The organism is Paraburkholderia gardini (assembly GCF_907164575.1).
In the GTDB taxonomy this organism is placed as follows: domain Bacteria; phylum Pseudomonadota; class Gammaproteobacteria; order Burkholderiales; family Burkholderiaceae; genus Paraburkholderia; species Paraburkholderia gardini.
The window spans coordinates 96696-121538 of record NZ_CAJQYY010000007.1; the positions used below are offsets into that span (position 1 = coordinate 96696).

The 24843-nt window shown below is 63.1% G+C and carries 20 protein-coding genes and 2 riboswitches; of the genes, 11 read left to right on the top strand and 9 right to left on the bottom strand.

The features are described 5' to 3' along the window. Nucleotides 1–17: 17 nt before the first annotated feature. Nucleotides 18–285: riboswitch (cobalamin riboswitch) on the top strand. 109 nt (nucleotides 286–394) lie between these two features. Genes cobW through LPA34_RS07640 form a run of 4 tightly spaced genes read left to right on the top strand, consistent with a single transcriptional unit; the run spans nucleotide 395 to nucleotide 7037 of the window. Further along, nucleotides 395–1480 (top strand): cobalamin biosynthesis protein CobW, encoded by a 1086-nt coding sequence (gene cobW / locus LPA34_RS07625; protein WP_228976604.1) that lies wholly within the window; start codon nucleotides 395–397, stop codon nucleotides 1478–1480. Nucleotides 1481–1486: 6 nt separating this feature from the next. Then, on the top strand, nucleotides 1487–5293 hold the full coding sequence (gene cobN / locus LPA34_RS07630) for a cobaltochelatase subunit CobN (RefSeq protein WP_228976606.1): 3807 nt from the start codon (nucleotides 1487–1489) through the stop codon (nucleotides 5291–5293). Next, entirely contained in the window at nucleotides 5290–6372 is a 1083-nt protein-coding gene (locus LPA34_RS07635) for an ATP-binding protein (RefSeq protein WP_228976610.1), read from the top strand. The genes cobN and LPA34_RS07635 overlap by 4 nt, the downstream gene beginning before the upstream one ends. A 29-nt stretch (nucleotides 6373–6401) precedes the next feature. Beyond that, on the top strand, nucleotides 6402–7037 hold the full coding sequence (locus LPA34_RS07640) for a vWA domain-containing protein (RefSeq protein ID WP_228976805.1): 636 nt from the start codon (nucleotides 6402–6404) through the stop codon (nucleotides 7035–7037). Between the two features lie 27 nt (nucleotides 7038–7064). On the opposite strand, the gene LPA34_RS07645 is transcribed toward LPA34_RS07640, so the two are convergent. From LPA34_RS07645 to cobG, 5 genes are all read right to left on the bottom strand, one after another. After that, a complete protein-coding gene (locus tag LPA34_RS07645; protein WP_228976612.1) occupies nucleotides 7065–7994 on the bottom strand; it encodes a flagellar brake domain-containing protein in 930 nt (309 codons plus the stop codon). 150 nt (nucleotides 7995–8144) lie between these two features. Continuing rightward, complete coding sequence (cobJ, locus tag LPA34_RS07650; protein WP_411178854.1) at nucleotides 8145–9857, bottom strand: precorrin-3B C(17)-methyltransferase; 1713 nt, start codon at nucleotides 9855–9857, stop codon at nucleotides 8145–8147. Continuing rightward, nucleotides 9854–10585: a precorrin-2 C(20)-methyltransferase gene (locus LPA34_RS07655; protein WP_228976617.1), complete on the bottom strand. Its 732-nt coding sequence runs from the start codon at nucleotides 10583–10585 to the stop codon at nucleotides 9854–9856. The genes cobJ and LPA34_RS07655 overlap by 4 nt, the downstream gene beginning before the upstream one ends. Continuing rightward, a complete protein-coding gene (locus LPA34_RS07660; RefSeq protein WP_228976619.1) occupies nucleotides 10586–11212 on the bottom strand; it encodes a precorrin-8X methylmutase in 627 nt (208 codons plus the stop codon). After that, on the bottom strand, nucleotides 11205–12590 hold the full coding sequence (cobG, locus tag LPA34_RS07665; RefSeq protein WP_324251714.1) for a precorrin-3B synthase: 1386 nt from the start codon (nucleotides 12588–12590) through the stop codon (nucleotides 11205–11207). Before cobG ends, LPA34_RS07660 begins: the two co-directional genes overlap by 8 nt. Nucleotides 12591–12683: 93 nt before the next feature. Then, nucleotides 12684–12862, bottom strand: a riboswitch (cobalamin riboswitch). 183 nt (nucleotides 12863–13045) lie between these two features. Between cobG and cbiE the strand changes: the two genes are divergently transcribed. Genes cbiE through cobM form a run of 4 tightly spaced genes read left to right on the top strand, consistent with a single transcriptional unit; the run spans nucleotide 13046 to nucleotide 16855 of the window. Next, on the top strand, nucleotides 13046–14254 hold the full coding sequence (cbiE, locus tag LPA34_RS07670; RefSeq protein WP_228976622.1) for a precorrin-6y C5,15-methyltransferase (decarboxylating) subunit CbiE: 1209 nt from the start codon (nucleotides 13046–13048) through the stop codon (nucleotides 14252–14254). After that, the gene (locus LPA34_RS07675) at nucleotides 14255–15346 is read left to right on the top strand and encodes a cobalt-precorrin-5B (C(1))-methyltransferase (protein WP_228976624.1); all 1092 of its coding nucleotides are present in this window, start codon (nucleotides 14255–14257) and stop codon (nucleotides 15344–15346) included. Continuing rightward, nucleotides 15343–16065, top strand: coding sequence for a cobalt-precorrin-6A reductase (locus LPA34_RS07680; protein ID WP_228976627.1), 723 nt, complete (start codon nucleotides 15343–15345; stop codon nucleotides 16063–16065). Before LPA34_RS07675 ends, LPA34_RS07680 begins: the two co-directional genes overlap by 4 nt. 49 nt (nucleotides 16066–16114) lie before the next feature. Further along, complete coding sequence (gene cobM / locus LPA34_RS07685) at nucleotides 16115–16855, top strand: precorrin-4 C(11)-methyltransferase (protein ID WP_228976629.1); 741 nt, start codon at nucleotides 16115–16117, stop codon at nucleotides 16853–16855. A 77-nt stretch (nucleotides 16856–16932) separates the two neighbouring features. Here the strand turns inward: cobM and LPA34_RS07690 are convergent, their stop codons facing one another. Beyond that, nucleotides 16933–18411, bottom strand: a complete 1479-nt coding sequence (locus tag LPA34_RS07690; RefSeq protein WP_228976631.1) for a sodium:solute symporter family protein — start codon at nucleotides 18409–18411, stop codon at nucleotides 16933–16935. Further along, nucleotides 18408–18623, bottom strand: coding sequence for a DUF3311 domain-containing protein (locus tag LPA34_RS07695; protein WP_228976633.1), 216 nt, complete (start codon nucleotides 18621–18623; stop codon nucleotides 18408–18410). Before LPA34_RS07695 ends, LPA34_RS07690 begins: the two co-directional genes overlap by 4 nt. Before the next feature lie 332 nt (nucleotides 18624–18955). On the opposite strand from LPA34_RS07695, the gene LPA34_RS07700 reads away from it, so the two are divergent. Then, on the top strand, nucleotides 18956–19627 hold the full coding sequence (locus LPA34_RS07700; RefSeq protein WP_228976635.1) for a MarC family protein: 672 nt from the start codon (nucleotides 18956–18958) through the stop codon (nucleotides 19625–19627). Nucleotides 19628–19706: 79 nt separating this feature from the next. Beyond that, nucleotides 19707–20540, top strand: coding sequence for a class II glutamine amidotransferase (locus tag LPA34_RS07705; protein ID WP_228976637.1), 834 nt, complete (start codon nucleotides 19707–19709; stop codon nucleotides 20538–20540). Between the two features lie 12 nt (nucleotides 20541–20552). On the opposite strand, the gene LPA34_RS07710 is transcribed toward LPA34_RS07705, so the two are convergent. Then, entirely contained in the window at nucleotides 20553–21176 is a 624-nt protein-coding gene (locus LPA34_RS07710; protein ID WP_228976639.1) for a LysE family translocator, read from the bottom strand. A gap of 213 nt (nucleotides 21177–21389) precedes the next feature. Between LPA34_RS07710 and pip the strand changes: the two genes are divergently transcribed. Beyond that, nucleotides 21390–22367: a prolyl aminopeptidase gene (pip, locus tag LPA34_RS07715; RefSeq protein WP_228976641.1), complete on the top strand. Its 978-nt coding sequence runs from the start codon at nucleotides 21390–21392 to the stop codon at nucleotides 22365–22367. A gap of 28 nt (nucleotides 22368–22395) precedes the next feature. Here the strand turns inward: pip and LPA34_RS07720 are convergent, their stop codons facing one another. Then, nucleotides 22396–23847 (bottom strand): sigma-54-dependent transcriptional regulator, encoded by a 1452-nt coding sequence (locus tag LPA34_RS07720; RefSeq protein ID WP_228976642.1) that lies wholly within the window; start codon nucleotides 23845–23847, stop codon nucleotides 22396–22398. Nucleotides 23848–24843 lie beyond the last annotated feature (996 nt).

Sequence of the window (24843 nt, forward strand, 5' to 3'; positions counted from 1 at the left end):
TCGCCACCGTCGAAGCCTACACTCGCACGCACTCTGGTGCTCGCGCGCACGCTCCGTGCGCGCAGTTAAACGGGAAACAGGGAGCCGTTCCTGCACGGATCGGGCCAACCTGTGCTGCCCCCGCAACGGTAAGCGAAGGCATTGCGCACACGCAATGCCAGGCCGGCTTCAATAGATGCACGCCACGACGTGTATCTACGTGTCCACTGCGCAACGTGTCGATGCGCGGGAAGGTGAAGCGGCGATTTCGTCAGCCCGGATACCGGCCCGAGAAAAACAGGCAAATGCCGCGGGGATGCGGCGTATCGTCCATGCTTTCTTCGATTGTCCAGTCATTCCGGGCAACCCGTTTTTCGTCCCCATCTACTTCAACTGTCCACCCCCTGGAGTCAGGATGCAGACGCGCAAGATTCCCGTCACGATCGTTACGGGCTTCCTCGGCAGCGGCAAGACCACGTTGCTGCGGCACATTCTTCAACATGCAGGCGGCCTTCGCGTTGCGGTGATCGTCAACGAATTCGGCGAGCTCGGCATCGACGGCGAAATCCTCAAGGGTTGCGGCATCGGCTGCAATGAAGATGGCAGCGAGGCGGAAGGTCAATTGTATGAACTCGCCAACGGCTGCCTTTGCTGCACCGTGCAGGAAGAGTTTTTCCCGGTCATGGAAAAACTCGTCGAGCGTCGCGACCAGATCGATCACGTGCTGATCGAAACGTCCGGCCTCGCGTTGCCCAAGCCGCTGGTCAAGGCATTCAACTGGCCGCAGATCAAGAACAGCTTTACGGTCGACGCAGTCGTCACCGTGGTCGACGGTCCTGCCGTAGCAAGTGGACAATTCGCGGAAAACCCACTGGCCGTCGACGCGCAGCGCAAGGCCGATCCGAATCTCGATCACGAATCGCCGCTGCACGAACTGTTCGAAGACCAGTTGTTTGCAGCGGATCTGGTGATTCTCAACAAGACCGACCTGCTCGACGAATCGAAGCAACGCGAGGTCGAGGCCCTCATCCATGAGGAAATCCCGTCGCAGGTGAAGGTGGTGCGCGCGCACATGGGGCAACTCGACCTTCATGCGCTGCTGGGTCTTCAGTCGGCTTCCGAAGAGTCGATCCATCTGCGTCACGACCATCACGGTTCGGCCGACGACGCCGATCATCACCACGACGAATTCGATTCCGTCGTGGTCGCGGCAAATGTTGCCTCGCGTGAAGCGACCATCGCGGCGTTGCAAAGCCTGGTCGAGAGCCACACGATCTATCGCGTCAAAGGTTTCGCGGCATTGCCGGGCGCTGCGATGCGTCTCGTGATTCAGGGCGTGGGCCGGCGCTTCGACAGCTATTTCGACCGGCGCTGGCAGGCGGACGAACCACGCGCGAGCCGTTTCGTGCTGATCGGCGAAGACCTCGACCGGAAAACGTTGCAGCAGGCGTTCGACGTCGCGATGAATGCCGTGCCCCACGGCACGACGCAACAGGCGTAAAACGACATGCATCTGCTGCGCACCACACCCGGCGGTTTCGTCGACGATACGGCCGGCGTCATCCGGATCGATCAGCGTCCCGCGGACATCGTGGTGCTCAGTTCGGCCGATACCACGCTATCGCTGCTCGCGAGCGTATTTCCGCGGCTGGGCGCTGATTTTCCGAGCCTGCGGCTCGCGAACGTGACGTTTCTCAGGCAACCGGCGTCGGTCGATTTCTACGTCGAGGACGTATTGCAGTACGCGAAGGTGGTGATCGTCGATCATCTGGGCGGCGAGGCGTACTGGCCTTACGGCATCGAACAGGTGGTCGCGCTCGCCGAACGCAGGCAGCAGGTGCTGGCGATGTTCTCAGGCGACCTGCAGGAAGACCCGAATCTGCTTGCACGCAGCACGGCCGATGCCGCGCTATGTCATCAGCTATGGCGCTATCTTCGCGAGGGCGGCCCGCGGAATGCGGAGCGTTTTCTGCGTTGTATCGCGCATCATGCGCTGGGCTGGGGCGAAGAGCCGTCGCTTGCGCAACCGTTGCCCGCCGCATCGCTTTACCATCCGTCGCGCGACGTCCCGACGATCGAAGACTGGCAGGCACGCTGGCATGCCAATGCACCTGTCGTCGCGATTCTCTTTTATCGCGCGCATCTGCAGGCGGCGAACACCGCTGTGTTCGATGCACTGATCGACGCGCTCCATGCACAGGGTCTTAATCCGTTGCCACTCGCGATCACATCGCTGAAGGACAACGTCAGCCGCGACATGGTGCAGCAATTGTGCGCGCGACATGACGTGGCGCTGGTACTTAACACCACTGCATTCGCCGCGTCGGCGATTGACGATCCCGAACCGCTCGCGCTTGCGGGCGACGCGCCCGTGATGCAGGTGATCCTGAGCGGCGGCAATCGCGACGACTGGCTCAAGGACAATCAGGGCCTCAATTCGCGCGATATCGCGATGCATATCGCGCTGCCCGAAGTGGACGGCCGCATCATCACGCGGGCCATCAGTTTCAAGGGGCTTGCGTATCGGTGTCCGCACACTGAAGTCGACGTCGTGCGTTATCAGCCCGATCACGGGCGCGTCGCGTTTCTCGCTGAGTTGAGCCGACGCTGGTGCAGGCTGCGGCGTATCGACAACGCGGACAAGAAGCTCGCGCTGATTCTCGCGAATTATCCCGTAAGCGAAGGGCGCATCGGCAATGGCGTGGGGCTCGACACGCCTGCGTCCGTTGTCGGCATTCTTTCGATGTTGCGTGAGCAGGGCTATACGGTTGACGATATTCCCGTCGATGGCGATGCCCTGATGCGTACGCTTACTGAAGGCGTGACGAACGACCCGGTGGTGCGCGACCTGCGCCCGGCACTGCAAAGCCTTGCGCTCGACGACTATCTGACGCATTTCCAGCAGTTGCCCGCTGAGGTACGCGACGCGTTGAACGCACGATGGGGCACGCCCGATCAGGACCCGTCGCTGCGGCGTGGCCGCTTCATGATCGCGGGCTGGCGTTGCGCGCATGTGTTCATCGGCATCCAGCCGGCGCGCTCGCGCGAAGGCGGCGATTACGCCAGCTATCACGACGCCGATCTCGTGCCGCCGCATGCGTATCTGGCGTTCTATTTCTGGCTGCGTCACCAGTTCGGTATCGACGCGGTCGTGCATGTCGGCAAGCACGGCAACCTGGAATGGCTGCCGGGCAAGAGCGTCGCGCTCAGCGACACCTGCTGGCCCGATCTCATTCTCGGGCCGATGCCGCATCTGTATCCGTTTATCGTCAACGACCCGGGCGAGGGCAGCCAGGCGAAGCGGCGCACGCAGGCGGTCATCATCGATCATCTGATGCCACCCCTCACGCGTGCGGAGAGCTACGGCCCGTTGCAGGATCTCGAACGCCAGGTCGACGAATACTATGAAGCGTTGATGGTCGATCCACGTCGCTCGAAACTGCTGCGGCGGACCATTCTCGAAACGATCATCACGCATCGTCTGCACGAGGAGCTGAGTCTCGGTCTGCCCGACGGCCTGGATGCGGAAGACGCGCTGCTCACGCGCGCCGATGCGTACCTGTGCGAATTGAAGGAAGCGCAGATTCGCGATGGCTTGCACACGTTTGGACAGTCGCCGCGAGGCGTTCAGCGACGCGATACGCTGCTTGCGCTCGGCCGTTTTCCGGTGGGGGACGGACAGCGCGAGAAGGCAGGGCTGATCGATGCGCTCGCGCGCGATCTGCAGATGGATCATCTCTTCGATCCTTTGACAGCGGACTGGGCAGCGACATGGGAAGGCGCGCGCCCCGACGTCCTTCAGCAGGTCAGCGACGCGCCGTGGCGGCATAACGGCGACACGCGCGAACGGCTCGAATTACTGGCGTCGGCATTGCTGAACGATATTGCAGGCGGGAGCGCGTTGCAGGCTGGAGCGGTATATCAAGCCGATACGTTGCCTCAGGCGGAACGTGTGATCGAGCGTCTGCGAAACGACATCCTGCCGCGGCTCGATGCCTGTGGACCGCAGGAAATGCTGCAACTGGGGCGCGGGCTTGAGGGCCGCTTCGTGCCGCCGGGCCCGAGCGGCTCACCTTCGCGTGGTCGTCCCGACGTGCTGCCGACCGGCCGTAACTTCTATTCGGTCGACACACGTGCCGTGCCGACCCAGTCGGCGTGGACGTTGGGCCTGAAATCGGCGCAGCAGCTGATCGAGCGCCACGTGCAGGAACACGGCGACTATCCGCGTGCGATCGGCCTGTCGGTGTGGGGCACCGCGACGATGCGCACCGGCGGCGACGACATCGCGCAGGCGCTGGCATTGCTCGGCGTTCGACCCCGGTGGGCGCCAGGCAGCCATCGTGTGACCGACTTCGAGATCATGCCGATCGAGGCGTTCGATCGCCCACGTATCGACGTGACCTTGCGCGTATCGGGCTTCTTTCGCGATGCGTTCGCCAACGTGATGCATCTGTTCGACGCGGCCGTGCAGGCTGTCGCCGAACTCGACGAACCCGAGGAAATGAATCCCGTCCGCGCTCGCGTGCTGCGCGAAAAAGAGGCGTTGATGGCGCGCGGCATGGATGCAGCCGAAGCGCGCCGCCGCGCCGGCTGGCGCGTTTTCAGCGCGAAGCCCGGTTCGTATGGCGCGGGTCTGCAGGAGATGATCGACACACGGCAATGGCAGACCGACGCGGATCTGGCCGAAGCGTATCGGGCATGGGGCGGCTATGCGTACGCGCAGAAGAGCGCGGGTGAGGACGCGCGCGAGGTCTTCGGTACACGTCTCGCGGCGCTGGATGTCGTGCTTCAGAATCAGGACAATCGCGAACACGACGTACTCGATTCGAACGACTACTACCAGTTCCAGGGCGGCATGGTCGCGGCTGTCCGGCATCTCGCGGGTACGCAGCCGCATATCTATCACGCCGATCACAGCAATCCGGCTGCACCGCGCATCCGCACGTTGCATGAAGAAATCGCGCAGGTGATCCGCTCACGCGTGGTGAATCCGAAATGGCTGGACGGCGTGAAGCGTCATGGCTACAAGGGCGCCGCGGAAATCGCCGCCACCGTCGACTATCTTTACGGTTTCGATGCGACGGCACGCGTGATTTCGGATCACCAGTACGCGCTCGTCACCGACGCCTACCTGAACGATAGCGCGACGCGGGATTTTCTCGCGAAGCACAATCCGCACGCGCTGCATGGCATCTGCGAGCGTCTGCTCGAAGCGGTGCAGCGCGGCCTGTGGCAAAACCCGGGCGACTATCGCGCGCAGATCGAGCAGCATCTGCTGGCAAGCGAACAGCAACTCGAAGGAACACGAACATGAACGCATCGACGGATTTGCCCGGCGGCGGCATCGCGTCGTCGTCAACCGCCCGCACCACGTTTCCGTTCGCGGCGTTGATCGGGCAGGCGCCGTTGCAGCAGGCGCTATTGCTTGCGGCAATCGATCCGGGACTCGGCGGCGTGCTGGTGAGCGGCCCGCGTGGCACCGCGAAGTCGACGACCGCCCGGGCTCTCGCCGAATTGCTGCCCGAGGGGCAACTCGTCACGCTGCCGCTGGGTGCCAGCGAAGAGCGTCTGATCGGCACACTGGATATCGAAACCGCGCTGCGCGACGGCTCGGTGAAGTTTTCGCCGGGTCTGCTTGCAAAAGCGCATCGCGGCGTGCTGTATGTCGACGAGGTCAACCTGTTGCCAGACGCGCTTGTGGATGCGCTGCTCGATGCAGCCGCGAGCGGCGTGAACACGGTTGAGCGCGATGGCGTTTCGCATAGTCACGCGGCGAGCTTCGTGCTGATCGGCACGATGAATCCGCAGGAAGGCGAGTTGCGCCCACAACTTATCGACCGGTTCGGTTTGATGGTGGAACTCGAAAACTGCTTCGATTCGAAGGTGCGGCAAGCGATCGTCAAGGCGCGCCTTGCGTTTGACGCTGACCCGGACACCTTTCGCGCGAGCTACGCGACGCAACAGGCAGCTTATGTGCAGCGTATTCACGCCGCGCGTGAACGGCTGCCGCAACTTGCGTTCGACGATACGGTTCACGGGCACGTCAGCCGTGTATGTATCGATGCCGCTGTCGACGGGATGCGCGCGGATATCGTCATGCTGCGCGCAGCACGTGCGCTGGCAGCGCTGGAAGGGGCCGCGGCGATCACGGTCGAACATGTCGATCGTGTGGCGGAAGCGGTGTTGCGGCACCGCCGCGTGAATCGCGATGCGGATACGCATGCGCCACAATCGTCATCGCCGCCTGCGCAACAGGAAATGCACGAATTTCCGCAGACGTCCCAGGCGGAACGCAAAACCGGCAGCGAAGGCGATTGGGGACAACTGCCGCCGGAGGCAGCCGGTACGATGCGCGTCAAAGGCGTCATTCCGTTACCTGCAAAAAAACGCTGAGCCATCGATCAGGCGCCGCCGCTGGATCGATCAGCGGCGTTCGATGGCCACATACAGCAGGCGCTGGCACGCGGGGCTCAAAACCCGGCAGACGTATCGACTGGCCGTCGACGCTCGCGGCGAAACGGCGTGAGCCGCTCGCACGCGCGCACGTGCGCTTCAGGCGCGAAGCGTCGAAGGGCAGCGTGCTGCACTGTTTCGTTCTCGACTGTTCCGGCTCGATGATGTCGGGCCAGCAGCTTGCGCTGGCAAAGGGCCTGCTTGTCGCGATGTTCGATCAGGCGTCCACTGCGCGCGCCGAAACCGCGCTGGTGTGTTTCGGCGGTGCGCGTGCCGACGTACGGTTCGGGCCCGCGGTGCCGCGCTGGTGGAACGAGCGCTGGCTACAGCCAGTGGGTGGAGGAGGAGGGACGCCACTTGCGCTCGGCGTGTCGCGGGCGGCTCACGTCCTTGAGCGCGCCGCGCGCGGCAAGCCGGGACAGCAGCGCTGGCTGTGGCTGCTATCGGATGGACGCAGCAGCGACCTGCCCGTGCGTCCGGTGTTTGCCGATCAGATCGTGTGCGTCGATTTCGAACGTGGTGCCGTGAGGCTTGGCCGTTGCGAACAGATCGCGCGCGCCTGGGATGCACTGTGCTGTACACCGGAAGATCTGATCGCATCGTGATTTCCGCTGGACGCGATCAGGTTCGGTTCACGCACGCGTCATGCTGCTCCAGATGTACACATCGTCCTGACGGTCGAACACGAACGCTTTGAGCGCGGTCTGCATCGACGGTTCCAGCACATCGAACTCGAGGCCGTGCGCGACCAGTTCCTTGTGCTTCTCGTGAGCTTGCAGATTGCGGATCACCGCGCGCGTTTCGATCAACGTTTCGATCTCGCCCGATGTGACCCAGAACGACAGACGCAGCCGCTCACCTATGCGCCCCAGCGCGCTCGTCGTCGCGAGTGACAGACCCAGCACGCTGACGCCGTCCGCGAGACCCACGCCGTCCCAGGCTTCATTCGCTTCGGTGCCGTGGCGAACGGCCAGATGCGCGCGCACGCGGATCGAGCGCCGTTCGCGCAGCCGGCGGATCGCGCCGGGTTTCGACAACACAATGTAATGAAAGGGATTGCTGCAGAGCGCTTCGACGGTACACGTAAAGCGGTACACCGCCTGGCTCGCAATCGCGACGATGTCGAGGTTTTCGTTGAGCTCGATCGGCGCGGCCTTGCCGTTCGCGGCCGGCGGCGTGATGAACAGCACCTGGTTCGGCGCGAAGCCGATCACGCGGGCGGGATGCATCGGGCGGCCCATGCCGATCAGCGAACGCACGCCGAGCAGCGCGCCGATCGGCAAATGCATTTCGGGAAGCGACGAGGGCAGCGGGGTTTCGCTTTCAGGCTGCGCGGACGTTGCGCCCGCAACCGTCGTCTCCTTGCGGCGAGGCTTGAAATGCGCGAAGAGAAAACGGCGTTCGTCCTCGTTGGCAATCGATGCGCCGCGCTCACGCAACAGGGCGCCGTCCTGATCGACAATGGGCCACGACAGCGGTGTGGCTAAAGGAACGTCACTGGGCTTAAACGCCAGCTCGGGTGCGACGACCGATTCTTCTTCTGCCAGTTCGTTTGACGCCATATACCGACCACCTCGTTTCGGGTTCTTAACGGCCGTATACGGCCCGGCAAAATAAAACTTTAATTGAAGACTTAAGAACCTCCATTATTACAGGCAATAATCGAACTGGATACCTGTTGTGCATCGGTTAATAGCACTGGATGCAACTTCTTAACCCTGGCGATACCACCTTGGCGTATAAGCCCATTCCACCCCGCCATTCACCGAAAACGCGCGTGTAAGCGACGATCCGATAATCACCATCGTCCGCATATCGACCATTTCACTGCGAAGCGCTCCAAGCGACGTGTGGCGTACCTGGCCGCCGGGTCTGCCGACGTTTCTTCCCAGCACGACCGTTGTCTCAGGCGAACGGAATTCGCGAACGATATCGAGCGCCTTGTCGAGTTGCCAGGGGCGCGCGCGCGAAACCGGATTATAGAAAGCCATCACGAGATCGGCCCCGGCGGCGTGTCTCAGGCGATTTTCAATGACATCCCACGGCTTGAGATTATCGGAAAGCGACAGCATGCAGAAATCGTGACCGAGCGGCGCCCCGGCCTGCGCGGCCGTCGCCATGGCCGCCGATACACCCGGCAGGATTTCGAGTTCGACGCTGGCCCAGCGTGCGTTGCCCGATTCGTGAAGCGCCTCCAGCACGGCGGCGGCCATTGCGAACACGCCGGGGTCGCCGGACGACACCATCACGACCGAACATCCCTGGGCGGCCAGTTCGAATGCGTGACGCGCGCGCCGCATCTCTTCGCGGTTGTCGGTGCCGTGTACGCGCTGGTCCGCGCGGAACGGGCCCGCCATCGTCACGTAGGTTTCGTAGCCGAGCACATCGGTGGCCGCGTCGAGCGCCTCGCGTGCGGCGGGCACCATCAGGCGCGCATCGCCCGGGCCGAGACCGATGACGCTTAGTCGCCCACGTGTCTGCCCGACGGAAAAGGGATCGACCGGGGCGCGCGCGATCGCCAGCGCAACCGGCGAATCGCCGGCCAGAATGTCGTGCGGCACACGCATCGCCGGGACCAGGAGCGTGTGCGGTTTCTGTTCGTTGTTGCCGGTGGTGGGCATGGCGACAAAACGGAGCGCCACGCCGAGCGCTGCGGCTGCTTCGGTCAGCGCGAGTTCCCCTGCGCGCTCCATGGGCGCGAGCAGCGCAGCCAGCGAGAGCGCGGCGATCCCGTTTGCGCTCAACGCATCCTGCACATGCCCGACGATGTCGCCATCAAGACCACCGATCGCGGCGATGACGCTGCGTGGATGGATCAGCAACTCGTCCGCGCTGCCGTTCCATGCTTGCGGCGTGACGCGTATGGCGAGCCGTGCGTTGGATGAGCGCGGCAACTGCGCGTCGTCGAGCCAGGGCGCTTCGCCTTCGATGCGCGTACTTTCGCCCGCGAGCAGGTCCGATACGAAGCGCTTGCCCTGGGCAAGACTCGAAAGCGCGTACCCGTCGGGCGGATTCAGCACGCATGTGCCGAAACGCAGCTCGCCGCTCGTCGTGATGGCGGGCGCGATGTTCAGCGCGTCGGCGATTTCGCGGGCCATCCGGTTCACGCCGGCCAGACCGCCCAGCAACGGCACGACCGCGCTGCCGTCTTCGGCCACGGCCAGCACGGGCGGCTCCGCGCCTTTGTCCGAAAGCAGCGGTGCGAGGCAGCGAATCACGATGCCCGCTGCGCACAACGCGACGAGCGGCGTGCCGCGCGTGTACAACTCTCGCAGATGGGCGCTGAGTTCGCTGTAGGCGATGTCCGCCTCGACACGTCCTGCAAGCCCGTGAACCTGCGCGCCGGGATAGCACGCCGCTATGCGTCGCGCCGTGTCGAGTGCGCCGGCGCCGAGAATCACGATGGCGGGCGCGGTTGAATTCATCCACGCCATTTTTCACCCGGCACGACGAGCAGCGAGAAATAGGGCGACGCCATCGGATCGACTTCAGCGAGTGGCACGATCCGCTGGTTTGTCATCGTGGCGCGCTCGACGTAAAGCGCACGCTTTTCAAGGCCGAGTTCGCACAGCACGCGCCGCACCTTGTCGAAATTGCGGCCGAGTTTCATCACGACCGCGGCGTCTGCGTCGGCGAGCCGTCGTTTCAGTTCGTCTTCCGGCAGCACGCCCGACAGCACGGAAAGCGTCTGGTTGCGATAGACGAGCGGCGAGCCGAGTATCGCCGCCCCGCCCAGCATCGAACATACGCCGGGCACCACTTGCGCTTCGAAGCGGGGCGCCAGACGGTCATGCAGATACATATACGAGCCGTAGAAAAACGGATCGCCCTCGCAGATCACCGCGACATCGCGGCCCGCATCGAGATGGCGAGCGATGATGTCGGCGGCGGTGTCGTAGAAGTCGGCGATCACGGTTTCATACGAAAGCGGCGGCGCGAGCGTTTCGGTCGTCACGGGGTAGACGAGCGGCAGGCGTTCCTGCGCTTCGTCCAGATGCATCTCGATGATCCCGAACGCGTTGCCCTTTTTTCCTTTGGCCACGAAGTACGCGACGACGGGCGCGTCCTTCAGCAGACGCACCGCTTTCAGTGTGATCAGCTCCGGGTCGCCAGGTCCTACACCGAGTCCAAAAAGACGTCCACGCACCGTCATTTATTCTTCCTCCGAAGCGAGGGCGTTCACGGCTGCCGCGGCCATGGCGCTACCGCCGCGGCGTCCCGCGACGATCACGAACGGCACGCCGCGACTGTTCTGCGCGAGCATCGTCTTCGATTCCATCGCGCCGACGAAACCCACCGGAAAGCCGAGGATCAACGCGGGTTTTGGCGCACCGGCGTCGAGCATTTCGAGCAGATAGAAGAGCGCCGTGGGCGCGTTGCCGATCACGACGACGCTGCCTTCGATATGCGGTCGCCACAGTTCGAGTGCGGCGGCCGAGCGCGTGTTGTGCAGCGTGAGCGCCATCGGCGCCACGCCGGGATCGCCCAGCGTGCAGATGACCGGATTGTCGGCCGGCAGACGCGCGCGCGTGATGCCTTCGGCGACCATGCGCGCGTCGCATAGCACCGGTGCGCCGCGCAGCAGCGCCGCGCGTCCGGCGGCGCCCGCGCCGGCGGAAAACTGCAGATCGTCGACGACGTCGACCATGCCGCACGCGTGAATCACGCGCACGGCCAGCTTTTCGAGGTCGGCGGGAATGCGACGCAGGTCGGCCTCGGCGCGGATCGTGGCGAAAGACCTGCGATAGATTTCCCGACCGTCGCGAATGTAATCAAGCATCGAATGAACTCCGGGTCAGGCGTTCGAGCGTATCGGCCGCCTGATCGATCGTCAGATTGCGTGCGACGGGCGCGCCAAAACCAGGTGTGCCGTCGCGTCGAAAAACGTCGTAGCGGGTGGGCGCCACGGCAAGCAGCGTCCACGGCGCGCAATGCGCCGCCGCGCAGGAGCGCGGGCAACCGCTGAAATGAACGTCGACACCGGCCGGCAGGCGGGCCGCGAGAAGGAGGGCGTCGGCCTTGGTGTCGGCCATGCCTTTCACGCAGCCTTGCGAACCGGTGCAGGCGATGACATGTGCCGGCGGATTGGCGGCATCCGTGACGAGTCCAATCGACTCAAGTCGCTTTAACACGTGCGATGCTTTGTCGTCGGGAACGTCTGGAATGATGATGCCTTGCCACGGCGTCATGCGAAGCGTTGTGCTGCCGGCATCGATGGCAAGCCGGGCAAGTGCCTGCAGCGTTTTAAAGTCGAGACGGCCGAGCACCGGTTGAGCGCCCACGTAAGAGAGATTCGCACCGTCTTGCGAATGCGATCCGAGTCTGAGTGACACCTGAGCCGGCAAGCGACGCCAGGCGTCAACGTGAAAATCATTCGCAAGAGTGAAATCGACTCGCGCCTGCACCTGCTCCATGAAGGCCGCGATGCCGTGCGCGGCCAGCACATCGCGCATGCGCGAGTCGTCAGGTGCGGCGAGATCCAGAAACGTATGCAGCAACGCGGCGACGAGCGCGGGGACCTGATGAGGCAAGACAGTACCGGACGCCGTATGCCGGGATGTATGCAAGACAGGCGGACACCCCGCAAGCCCAAAGGCAAACCGCACGTCCTTGCGATCCCGCACTGCAGCAAGCCAGATATCGTGCGGATGGTCGAGCATGGCAAGACGTTCGCCACCGTCGAGCATCAACGCGAATTTGGGCGAAAGTGCCGTGAATCGCGGATCGGTTTGCAGAAGCGAAAGTATCTGCGCAGCAAGCGACGTAATGTCGAAGAGCGCGTGCGGATCGCGCCCTGCAAGCGGGCTCACCATCAGATTGCGAAGATCGTCGCGCGCGACCGGGTTCGTTTCGTGAGCGTCGCGTGGCGCTTGTGGTCCTGATCCTGCGTCGAGCAGCCGGCCTGTTAGCGCGTTTTCCTCGCCGGGGCGTACGCCGCGTAGTTGCAGGTTCGCGCGGTTCGTCACTTCGATTACGCCGGACGTGTGCCGCTTTGCAGCATCCGCGATAGCAAGCGCCTGATCCGCGCGCAGTTCACCGCACGGCAGCCTGATTCTGCACAGACCGCCGTCGCGTGCCTGCACGATGCGCCACAGCCCCGGGCAAGCCGAAGGGCGCAGCGATGCAGTGGAAGCGAAGGCAGACGTAACGTGGTTCAAGAGATCACCGGGTTGTGCGTCGCGCGACGGCCCGAGCGCCTCGTCATGGAGGAGATGCTGCGGCATCGGTACACCCCGCCCGACGTTGGCTGGCACGAACAGGTCTCACCGGCAGGTCTCCTGGCTCGCAGGTCGTGGTCCGCGCCGGCCTTCCCGGTCGAACCAGTGGCACAGGTGAGGCGCGGACTCGCTGCATACAGTTGCGGGGGCAGCCACAGTCGATCTGTGTTCCCTCTTAGGTCCCGAGGGACACCGGCGAGGCTGTATTATGCCTTTTTTCGAATAGCGCAAGTACGCTGCGGCGTTGCCTGGCATGCCGCGATCTCGACTTGCATGGGACCAGAGTAAGGCGCTAAAGCGCCAACTCTGGTCGACCGCAACAAGTTGCATGGGACCAGAGTAAGGCGCTAAAGCGCCAACTCTGGTCGACAGAACACAGGAATGGGGATGGGTGCATGCCAGCATGGCTGACCGTGGTGGGAATGGGCGACGACGGTTTTGCCGGTCTGGGAAGGCCGGCGCGGCGCGCGCTGCTGGACGCATCGGTGGTCTTTGGCGGCGAGCGTCATCTCGCGATGCTGCCGCCGCGTCTGCGCGCGCGTCGCGAACCGTGGCCGCGTCCGTTCGATGTGACGCAGGTGCTCGCGCATCGCGACGATGATGCACCGGTCTGTGTGCTCGCGAGTGGCGACCCGATGCTGTTCGGCGTCGGCGCAACGCTCGCCCGTCAGCTATCCACCGACGAAATGCGCGTGCTGCCCGCGCCTTCGTCGCTTTCGCTCGCCGCGGCGCGACTCGGCTGGCCCCTGCAGGATGTCATGATGGTCTCGCTGGTCGGAAGGCCGCTTGCCGCGCTCAACGCGTATCTGCATCGCGATACGCGACTCTTTGTACTGTGCGGCGATGGCCGCACGCCCGGCGCGATTGCCGCGCTGCTAAACGCACGCGGCTTCGGTCCAAGCCGGATGATCGTGCTTGAACATCTTGGCGGTGCGTCGGAACGCCGGATCGATGCGCGCGCCGACGCGTGGAATCAGGACGAAGTCGCCGCGCTCAACCTGGTCGCAATCGAATGTCGGGCGGGGGAAGCCGTGTGTGCGCTGCCGCTTACGCCAGGCTTGCCCGACGAAGTCTGGCAGCACGATGGCCAGTTGACGAAGCGTGACGTGCGCGCCGTCACGCTAGCGCGTCTCGCGCCTGAGCCTGGCGAATTGCTCTGGGACGTGGGCGCCGGTTGCGGATCGATCGGCATCGAATGGATGCGTGCGCATCCATCGTGCCGCGCGATCGCCATCGAGGCACATCGTGAACGACAACGTTTCGTCGAGCACAACCGCGATGCGCTCGGCGTGCCGGGTCTGCAGATCGTGGCGGGCAGGGCGCCGGACGCGCTTGAAGGACTCGCCGTGCCCGATGCCATTTTCATCGGCGGCGGCGTCACGGCGCCGGGCGTCCTCGACACCTGCTGGGCGCGCCTGCGCAGCGGCGGCAGGCTCGTGGCGAACGCCGTCACCGTGCAAAGCGAAGCGACGCTTGTCGCGTGGCGCGAACAGCATGGCGGTACGCTGACGCGCATCAGCGTCGCGCAGGCACAGCCGCTGGGCGGCTTCGACACCTGGCGCCAGGCGCTGCCCATCACGCTACTTGAAAGCCGCAAACCGTAAATGCGCGACGAAACCCCCGAACAGCCCGCGCCGCTGCGCAGCGGCTACACGACCGGCAGCTGCGCCACGGCGACTTCGCTTGCCGCGGCGCGTCTGCTGCTCGCGGGTGTGGCGGGCGACGTTGCGGAAATCGTATTGCCGAAGGGGCAGCATGTACCGATGCCGCTCGTGTTTTGCCGCCTGACGGACGACGGCGGCGCGGAAGCCGGCACGATCAAGGACGCAGGCGACGATCCCGATGTGACGCATGGCGCAGTCGTGTTCGCACGCGTCATGTTGCGTGCGCAACCAGGTGTGCGTTTCTTCGCGGGCCCGGGCGTCGGTACGGTCACGCGCGCGGGACTGACGCTGGCGGTTGGCGAGCCGGCGATCAATCCCGTGCCGCGCCAGATGATGACCCGGCATCTCACCGATCTCGCCGCGGAACACGGCTATGCGGGTGGCTTCGACGTCACGATCGGCGTCGAAGGCGGCGAGGCACTGGCGCTAAAGACGATGAACCCGCGGCTTGGCATTCTCGGTGGGTTGTCGATCCTCGGGACGACGGGTATCGTCCGGCCGTTTTCGTGTTCCGCGTATATCGCGTCGATTCATCAGGGCATCGACGTTGCCCGCGCCAACGGCTATCAACATATCGCCGCATGCACCGGTAATGCGAGTGAAGACGCGATGCGCGCGCATTACGCATTGCCGGATATCGCACTGATCGAAATGGGCGATTTCGTGGGCGCCGTGTTCAAGCATTTGCGTCGTGCGCCAGTCGAACGCTTAAGTGTGTGCGGCGGATTCGGCAAACTGAGCAAACTCGCGTCGGGCCACCTCGATCTGCACAGCAGCCATTCGAGTATCGACCTCGACCGGCTCGCGGGCTGGGCCGCGGAGCGGGGCGCCGATGCCGGTCTGGTTCAGGCGGTTCGCGCGTCGAATACCAGCCAGCAGGCACTGGCGATTGCACGCGATCATGGTGTACCGCTTGGCGATATCGTCTGTGCTCATGCCTTGAGCATCGCGCGCGATATCGTGCCAGCAGAAGTGAAAATCGAGATGTTCGCAATCGACCGGCAGGGAAATATCGTGGGCGTCGCGCAATGACGCGCGTCCTGCTGCTGGGCGGCACCGGCGACGCGATGCAGGTCGCGCGGCAACTGGGCCCGCATGACGTCTATAGTCTTGCCGGACTTGGCAAGGTGCCGGCGGACCTTGCCTGCAGGGTGCGCGTCGGCGGCTTTGGCGGTGCTGAGGGGCTCGCGCGCTATCTGCGTGACGAGGAAATCGGACTGCTTGTCGATGCAACGCACCCTTACGCAGCGCGGATCAGTGCGAACGCAGCAGCGGCGACCCGTGTGCAAGGCGTGCCGTGCTGGGCCGTGCGCCGCGCGCCGTGGCAGCCGCAGGCCGGCGACGACTGGCGCATGGTCGACGACTGGGCGGGCATCGTCCTGGCGTTAGCGCCGTTTTCGCAGCCACTGTTTACGCTTGGACGCGAACCGCTTGCGCATCTGCATGAGATTCCGGCGCATCAGTTCTGGATCGTGCGGTGCCTCGACGCGCAACCCGGTACCGAACGTTCGCGTGTGATGGACGCGCGGGGGCCGTTTAGCGTAGAGGGCGAGCGCGCACTGTTTGGCGAGCACCGGATCGATGTCGTGGTCAGCAAGAACAGCGGCGGCAAGGCGACAGAGGCGAAACTCGACGTGGCGCGCGAGCTTGGCTTGCCGGTCGTGATGGTGCGCCGCCCGGCGCCTGGCCGTGCCGATCGCGAATTCGATTCGCCCGCGCAACTGCTTGCTGCGCTAAAAGAAATGCTTTAGCGAAAGACGTATCGACGTCTTTCGTGCAAATGGAATGATGGAGTCGTGGATGACCGTATTTTTTATTGGCGCAGGGCCGGGCGATCCGGAACTGATCACCGTGAAAGGGCTAAAGCTCGTGCATCGCTGCCCGGTGATTCTTTACGCGGGTTCGCTGGTTCCGGAGGCGATGCTTGCGGGCAACGTGGCTGAACGCGTCGTGAATACGGCGGATCTGAACCTTGACGAAATCGTCGCGTTGCTCGCGGACGCGCACGCAAAGGGGCAGGATGTTGCCCGCGTGCACTCGGGCGATCCTTCGCTCTTTGGCGCAATCGGCGAGCAGATCCGCCGGTTGCGCGCGTTGAACATTCCCTGTGAAATCGTGCCCGGTGTGACGGCCACCGCCGCGTGCGCGGCGACGCTTGGCGTCGAACTCACGTTGCCCGACGTATCGCAGACCTTGATCCTGACGCGCTACGCACGCAAGACCAGCATGCCTGAAGGCGAGGCACTCGGCGATCTCGCACGCCATCGCGCGACAATGGCGATTCATCTTGGCGTGCGGCATCTCGCAGCCATCGTCGACGAACTGGTGCCGCACTATGGCGCGGATTGTCCGGTCGCGGTCGTTTATCGGGCGAGCTGGCCCGATGAGGAACGCGTTGTCGGAACGCTCGGCGATATTTGCGGGAAAGTGCAGGGTACGCAGATCGAGCGGACCGCGCTGATTCTTGTCGGGCGCGTGCTCGATGCGGTGGCGTTCAGCGATTCGTCGCTTTACGCCAAAGCGCGGCGGCCAGTCGTTTAAGCACGCTGGAGTGGCCCGACCGCGGCTTCCCTGTCGAAACAGGAAGCCGCGGTCAGCCGTTCAGAAGCCTTAATGCCTTAATGCTGCCGCACGTGCGACGGCTCAACTGACGCACGCGGGTGCGTCACCGCGCTCACGATCGCCAGCACGATCACGTTCACGGCAAGCGCCAGAAAGCCGATATTCACGTCTTTCAGACTGTCGGGCAGGAATGGGAACAACTGCGCAACGCTCGTGTGCAGGGTCGTTGTGAGTGCAACCACGAGGACGCCCGCGAGAATCCCGCAAAACGCACCCTGTTTCGTCGCGCGATTACGTCTGGCAAGACTGCACACCAGCGCCGGGAACAGCTGTGTGACGAAGTTGTAACCCATCAGGAGCAGCGCGACAATCGTGTCTCCGCCGTGCAGCGTAAAGCCGACCGCGACGAGCGCGACCACCGGCACGAGCAGGCGCGCCAGCTTGCCGACGGCCGCATCGGACGCGTTACGTTGCAGTCCACCGCGATAGACGTCGTTCGCGAGCAGCGTCGATGCACTTGTGAGTATCATCGAACCCGGCACGAGCGCCGTCAGGACACCCGCTGCGCCGATCACGCCGACAAACCACGGGTCGAACGTCTGGATCGACAGGCGGAACAGCGACAGGTCGATATCGCCGCCCTTAAGGCCCGGCACCTTCAGCACCGCAGCAAAACCGACGAAGAACACGAACAGCAGGATCAGCTGATAGAGTGGCAGAACCATTGCATTGCGCCGGAAAATCCGTTCATCGCGTGCGGTATAGATCGAGCCGAACGTGTGCGGCCACATGAAGAAGCCGAGCGCCGTCAACAGAACCGTGGACTGGAACCACGTCACGCTGGAGCCCTTTGCCGGGAGCGTCAGGAAGCCTGGGCGCGCGGCATCGATGTCGCGGAACATTTCGCTCAGTCCGCCGTAATGGTGGATCGGCAGATAGATACCGAGGAACAGCACGATCGCGAGAATCAGCACATCCTTCACGACCGAGTTCCATGCCGAGCCGCGAACACCCGACACCATCACGTAAGCCGTCACGACCACGGCGCCGATCCAGATCGCCGCAGTCGACGAAATCGCGCCATACGATGCGGTCGCAACGATGATGCCCAGTCCCTTCAGCTGGAGCACCAGATACGGAATCAGCGCGGCGACGCCCACTAGCGCCACCAGCACACCAAGCGCCGGGCTGTCGTATTTGCGGGCAAAGAAGTGCGATTGCGAAACGAGGCGTTGCGCCTTGGCGTAGCGCCAGATGGGCGGCAGGAGCCAGTACGACAGGATGTACGCGAGCGTGCCGTACGCGAGGATGTAATAGACCGGCGCGCCCTTACCGTAAGCGAAACCGCTGCCGCCAAGAAACGTGAACGTCGTGTAGATTTCGCCAGCCATCAGCAGGAACACGAACCCGGTGCCGAAGCTGCGGCCGCCTACGGTCCACTGTTCGAGATTCATGTCGTGCCCGTGTCGCGCGCGCACGCCCAGATACAGCGCGAAAAGCGTGACGGCGGCAATCAGGATCAGTGCGCTGTTCATGACTGCACCTCCGCGGTATCGTCGGCGACCTGGCGGTTGACTGGATCGAAACGATAGATGATCCCCATGATCACGGCGCCCGCCACGACCCAGAACACGATCCAGGCAAGCACGAATGGCATGCCCAGCACGAGCGGTTCGACGCGGTTGACGAAGGGAATTCCAAGCAGGATGCCGATGAACGGCAAGGCGGCCAGCAGGCGAAACAGCATAAGACAGCTCCTCAACGCGGTGGATACGTCCGGTGGATTCTGTTTTCAGGCGTGTTGTCGCATGGACTTTATGCCTGGTCTATCCTCGCCGTAAAGACCTTCAAAAAAACTGAATGGTAATTGTAATAATAGAACGAAGCGGAGTATCTTGCATCGAGCAAGCCGTCCATTCCGGCTTGCGCTCCAGTATCATCGGTTGCAGAGGCGCCATGACACCGCCAGCCCGGCACACGGATATGGCGTGATCCCGGTCGCGGCCGGTCATATAACAACACGCTACCCAGCGATGCCGATGCGGACGTTGGGTTAGCCGTTCGATGCGAAGCGCACCCATGGTAGAGAGCCTGATCTCGGACATTCTGTTTGGCTTTACCGGATTAATCAGCATCATTAATCCGATCGGCGTCGCGTTTGTGTTTCTGGATCGCACGGAATCGCTCAGCAACGAAGAGCGTGCGACGCTGGCGAGGAAAGTGGCCATCAACGCCAGCATCGTGCTCCTCGTCGCGTTTTTTCTGGGCACGCCCGTGCTTCATTTCTTCGGCATCTCGATACAGGCCTTGCGCATTGGCGGCGGGCTGGCGGTAGCCGTGAGCGGCTGGCAGATGCTTAATGCGCCGGACGTGCGTCCCGGTGCTTCGGCGGTGCGCAATGTGGACGGCGACAATGCAATGTCCAAGGCGTTCTTTCCGCTGACGATGCCGCTAACCACCGGACCGGGTTCGCTTGCCACGGCAATCGCGCTGACTGCGAATCGCAGCCACAAGCTCACTGATTTTGTTCTGTCGGCGATTGCGTCGCTTGCGATCACGGCATTGATCGGCATTGCGATCTACCTGACGTATAGCCGCGCCACGTTGTTTGCCCGCTACCTGGGCAACGATGGAACCAAGGTCGCGATGCGTGTTTCTTCCTTTCTGCTGCTGTGCATCGGCGTGCAGATCATGTTGACGGGTTTCGGTGAATTTCTGACGCCTATTGCCCAGCTGCGCGTGACGCCGTAGGCGTTAAGGATTCCATAAGCGTGCCGATGTCAGTGCACAGTTTTACAGCAAGCAATTTGCATGGGACAGGAGATCGATTATGTGCCGCTGGCTCGCTTATACAGGTAACCCCATCCAGCTCGAGACAGTGCTGTTTCGCGCCGAGCATTCGCTGATCGACCAGAGCCTGCATTCGCGCATGGGACACACGACCACGAATGGCGACGGCTTTGGCATCGGCTGGTACGGACATCCCACCGACATTCCGTTTCGCTATCGATGCGTGCAGCCCGCATGGAGCGACCGCAATCTTCGCGAGGCGGCGCGGGCGGTAAAGGCGCCGCTCTTCATGGCGCACATTCGCGCGGCCACCGATACACCCGCGCAGGAAACCAATTGCCATCCGTTTCGCTATGGACGCTGGCTCTTCATGCACAACGGCCTGATCCGCAATTACCCCAGTGTCAGGCGAGATCTGATGATGGCGATCGATCCGGATCTGTTTGCTTCAGTGGAAGGGTCGACCGATTCGGAAGTGATGTTCTTTCTGGCGCTCACGTTCGGACTGGAACTGGCGCCCATTCCGGCGCTGGAACGGATGGCGGCGGTCGTCGAGGAAGCAGGGCGCCGGCATGGCGTCGAGCATCCGCTGAACATGACGGTCTGTGCGACCGATGGCGAGCAGATCGTGGCCGTCCGCTATTCGAGCGAGCGTGAATCGCGCTCGCTTTTTCACAGTACGTCGTTTCGCCATCTACGGGAGTTGTATCCTGACGACGCCCGTATCAAGGCGGCCGGCGACGACGCGTATCTCGTGCTGTCGGAACCGCTTGTCGATCTGCCGGGTGCCTGGGAAGAAATCCCCGAGAGCGTGGCCATCATCACGAAAGGCCCGAACATCGAGCAGTATCCGTTCACGCCGGCGCTGCCCTGAGAGAGGCGCCGCTCACACCGCGCGCCGGATTTCGGCCACGCCGAACGCGGCAAGCGCGAGTCCTGCCATGCGGTCGATCAGATGGCGCATCCGCGTACCGAGCGCGTGGCGCGCGCCCGAAACCTCCGCGACCAGAAAGCACCACCACGCAACCGATCCGCAGAATACGCCGGAAACGGTCGTCAGCGCGACGCTCATCGAAAACGGTCCGCGCGGCGCAAGCGTTGCGAAGAGGGCGGCGAACATGATGATTGTCTGCGGGTTCGTCAAGGTGAGGAGCAGCGAGCTGGCACAGGCGCGCGCGGCACCGTCGGAGGGCGCCGCGCCGGGACGTGCCGTTTCGGCAACCGGTTTCTGCATGAACGTGCGTACGCCGATGTAGAGCAGGAAGAGCCCCGCGATCAGATGCAGCGGCCGGTCATATGCGAGCATGAACTGCGAGATGCTGACCATGCCCAGTGCGGCGACGAGACCATAGAGCGCGTCGCCGCTGGCGATGCCGAAACCGATTGCCAGTCCGGCGCGCGGCCCTTCGGTCAGCGTGCGACGGATGCACAACATGCCCATCGGACCGACGGGCGCTGCGACCGCGAGTCCGACGCCCGCGGCAGTAAGAAAGAGACCCGCACCAGTCATGAATGCTCCAGAACCAGAAATTCCTGTTTGTCTTGTGGCGAAGCGGCCGCGCCATATCCGTCTGAACCCGGTCAGACCGTTCGCCCGTCGATCCTTATGTATAGCACACCACTTCGACGCGATAGCCGTCCGGGTCGACCGCGAAGCGCTTGCCTGTGAAATGAACTAATCTGCAACCGTTAAACGCCATTCAACACGGGAACCGCGTCAAAAATGGAAATGGAAGAACGCTTTGAAGACGGCATGCTCGACGTAGGCGATGGACACACGATCTACTGGCGAAGCCAGGGTAACGCGCAGGCACCTGCCATCGTGATCCTGCACGGCGGCCCCGGTGGCGCGATGAATCCGCAATGGGCCGGTCTGCTCGATGCGCAGCAGTGGCGCATCGTCCTTTTCGACCAGCGCGGGTGTGGCAAGTCGACCCCGTTTGGCGAGCTGCGCAACAATGGTCTTGCGGATCTCGTCGGTGATATCGAAGCGTTGCGCGAACACCTGGGCATCGGGCAATGGGCTGTATTCGGCGGATCGTGGGGCACGACGCTTGCGCTGGCGTACGCGGCGGCGCATCCATCGCGTTGTCTTGGGTTTCTGCTGCGCGGCATCTATCTCGCGCGCGGCGAGGATACCGACTGGTTTCTGTGGGACGTCCGTCGCGTGTATCCCGATGTGCATGCGAGCTTTCTCGATGCGATCGAACAGGCAGCCGGCCGAAGACCTGCCTGCGCACGCGAGGTGCTCGAATTCAGCGGCGTTCCGCTTTCGCGTTTCGACGCGGCCAGTACCGCGCTTGCGCGCGCGTGGCGTGACTATGAGTCGACATTGTCGCGCGTGAATCACGACACTCAGGCAGAAGAGAGCGACGCACGCACGGAGGAGGAATCCTCGCGCGCGGCGATCGCGATGGCGCTGCTCGAGCGCCACTATATGGCCGACGAATTGCCACCGCCTGCATTGCTACCCGCCGTGCCGCGTTTTGCGCACCTGCCGTGTCAGATCGTGCATGGCCGCTTCGACATGGTGTGCCCCGTCGATCAGGCGAAAGCGCTGGCCGACGCGTGGCCGCGCGCGAACCTCCTGATCGTCGATGCGGCCGGGCATTGGACCTTTGATCCCGGCGTGGCAGCGGCAGTGCGGGAAGCGGGTAAAAGGCTCCGCACCGAAATGGGGAGCGCACAGCCCGCCGCGTAGCAAGCAACAATGAAAGGCGGACGAGCGCTCAAGCCTCCTCGGCGGCAGCGACTGGGGCGCGATCGCCGTTCGCCGGTGCCTTGTCCGCCGCGTGCGAGACACGGAGCAGGCGCATCTGCCCGGGCTCCGGTCGCAAGCCGACCGCGTTCATCAGACGGTACAGCGTGGCGCGCGAGATGCCCAGTTCCTCGGCTGCGCCGGAGAGGTTATAGCCGTGCCTGCGCAGTGCCTGCTGGACAGCGGCACGCTCGGCTTCCGCACGAATCTCCGACAGGGTGCGCCGCGAATTTTCCGGATCGACCGGCAGACCCAGATCCGCCGCCGTGATGAAACGACCTTCCGCCATCACCACGGCGCGCCGCACGCAGTTGAACAGCTCGCGCACGTTGCCGGGCCACGGATAGCTGCAGATCGCCGTGATCGCGTCCGAAGTGAAGCCGCGCAGCTTGCGCGAGTTGTCGCGGCGGAACATGTTGAGCGCGTAGCTGGCGAGCAGCTTGACGTCTTCGCCGCGCTCGCAAAGTGGCGGCTCGCTGAGTTTTAGCACACACAGACGGTGGTACAGGTCGGCGCGGAACCGGCCGGCTTCCACAGCCGCTTCGAGATTCACGTGGGTGGCGGAAATCACGCGCACGTCGACCTTGATCGATCCAGTACCGCCAAGACGCTCGATCGTGCCTTCCTGCAGAAAACGGAGCAGCACGGCCTGACATTCGATCGGCATGTCGCCGATTTCATCCAGAAAGAGCGTGCCGCCCTGGGCTGCTTCGATACGGCCGATCTTGCGTTGCGCGGCCCCGGTAAACGCGCCACGCTCATGGCCGAACAGTTCGGACTGGAGGAGGGTTGGCGGCACGGCCGCGCAATTGATCGCGACGTATTCGCCGTTCGCGCGCACCGATCGTTCATGAATGGCGCGTGCGGTCAGCTCCTTGCCGGTGCCCGACGCGCCAGCGATGAAGACCGGTGCGTCGTTGTGCGCGCATTTGTCGATGCCCCGATAGAGTTGCAGCATCGCCTCGCACTGACCGATCATTTCGTGTTGCCCGAGCGTCAGCTGCTGCGGCGTGGCGGCGCGCGAGCGCAGCGACGACAGCCCGTGCGCATGGCCGAGCGCGAAAGTCAGGCGCTCGTCGACGCACGGCATCGTGACGAAGTCGAAACAGTAATCGAGGATGAAGCGGCGCAGCGATTCGTCGTCGGTCTGGCCCGGCCAGACAGCCGCGATCCAGGTTGTATGTGTGCGCTCCATACACGATTCGAGCGCGCGCAGATGCTGGGTCGCGCAGTTCTCCGGTATTTCCACGAGGCCGACCGAAATTTCGGAGCAGTCGAGAATATGTTCGGCTTCGGCAATCGACGTTGTGTACGCTACCTGCCATCCCGCTTCTTCAAGGAAGCGGACGATGCGCTCGTCGCCTGAAGGTAAAACGCACAGCGCAACGCGCGATGTGATGTCTGACGTGCAGATCGTATCCATGATGCCCCCCGGTCCTGGACTCACGCGCACCGGATAATCACTGCCGGTTTTGCGCGCGGGTCGCATCGAAATCATTTTCAGACTGCTGGTCTACAGTCGGCGGATTCCGATTTCACAGTTTTGATCGATGTGTTCGCGCGACCGTCTTGAGGCGGCGCGTGGGTTTATTTATTCAGACAAACAGGCGCGAGATGTGAGCGCGCTGGAACTGGACGGCGCAGCGATACGTGCGCCTGTGTGGACGGTTAAACGTCATCTTGATACCCCCGTAATACCTTGGCCTGCTTTTTTAATGCGCTCTATGTTTGGCGCATGACAGTGAACATAGATCAAACAATCTTGAATTGCCATAGAAATAATTCCGCCTCAAGGGTTTTTGGGGCAATTGAGTGATCGCGGTGTCGTTTTTTAGCGTCGCTAACTGATCTGGGTTCGTGCGTTCAGGGAAGGTCTGAATCGCAAATTCATGGGTAAATCTGAATGTCATAAGCGACACGTGTGTCGGGAATTCCAGTTTGAAACAGGGCTGCGTTGCAACACTGCTACACCAGCAACAGGCGAGGTGAAACCCGGACGCATGGGATGTGGATCAAGGTGCGCCGCGAGATATCGTCCGGACTGGAAAACGTGACGCAGAGCCAGGCTGCATGCGCCTCATGAGGCGGCGTGCAACGGTGTACCGGGATGGTTCGGCGATGGTTTAATCGCCGCGTGATGCAACCCGGATCAGGCACGTCCGTGTTTCAAAATTGAATGTGCGCTTCGCTCGAACCTCCCGAACGATCTCAACTTTGCGACAGCTTTTTCATACGCGCTGCTCGACGAAGTATTTCCCCCTGGCATGCGTTCGGCGTGGCGTGACCTGGCTGGAAAGCCGCGCCAATGCTTGATATGTGCTTGCCGTGCTCTCTCCTGTTTCTGGTGTGACGCGCTGTGTCCACGGCGCACCTGGCCTCGAAACCATGTAACGGACTCGCAACGATGCTGCATTCGCGC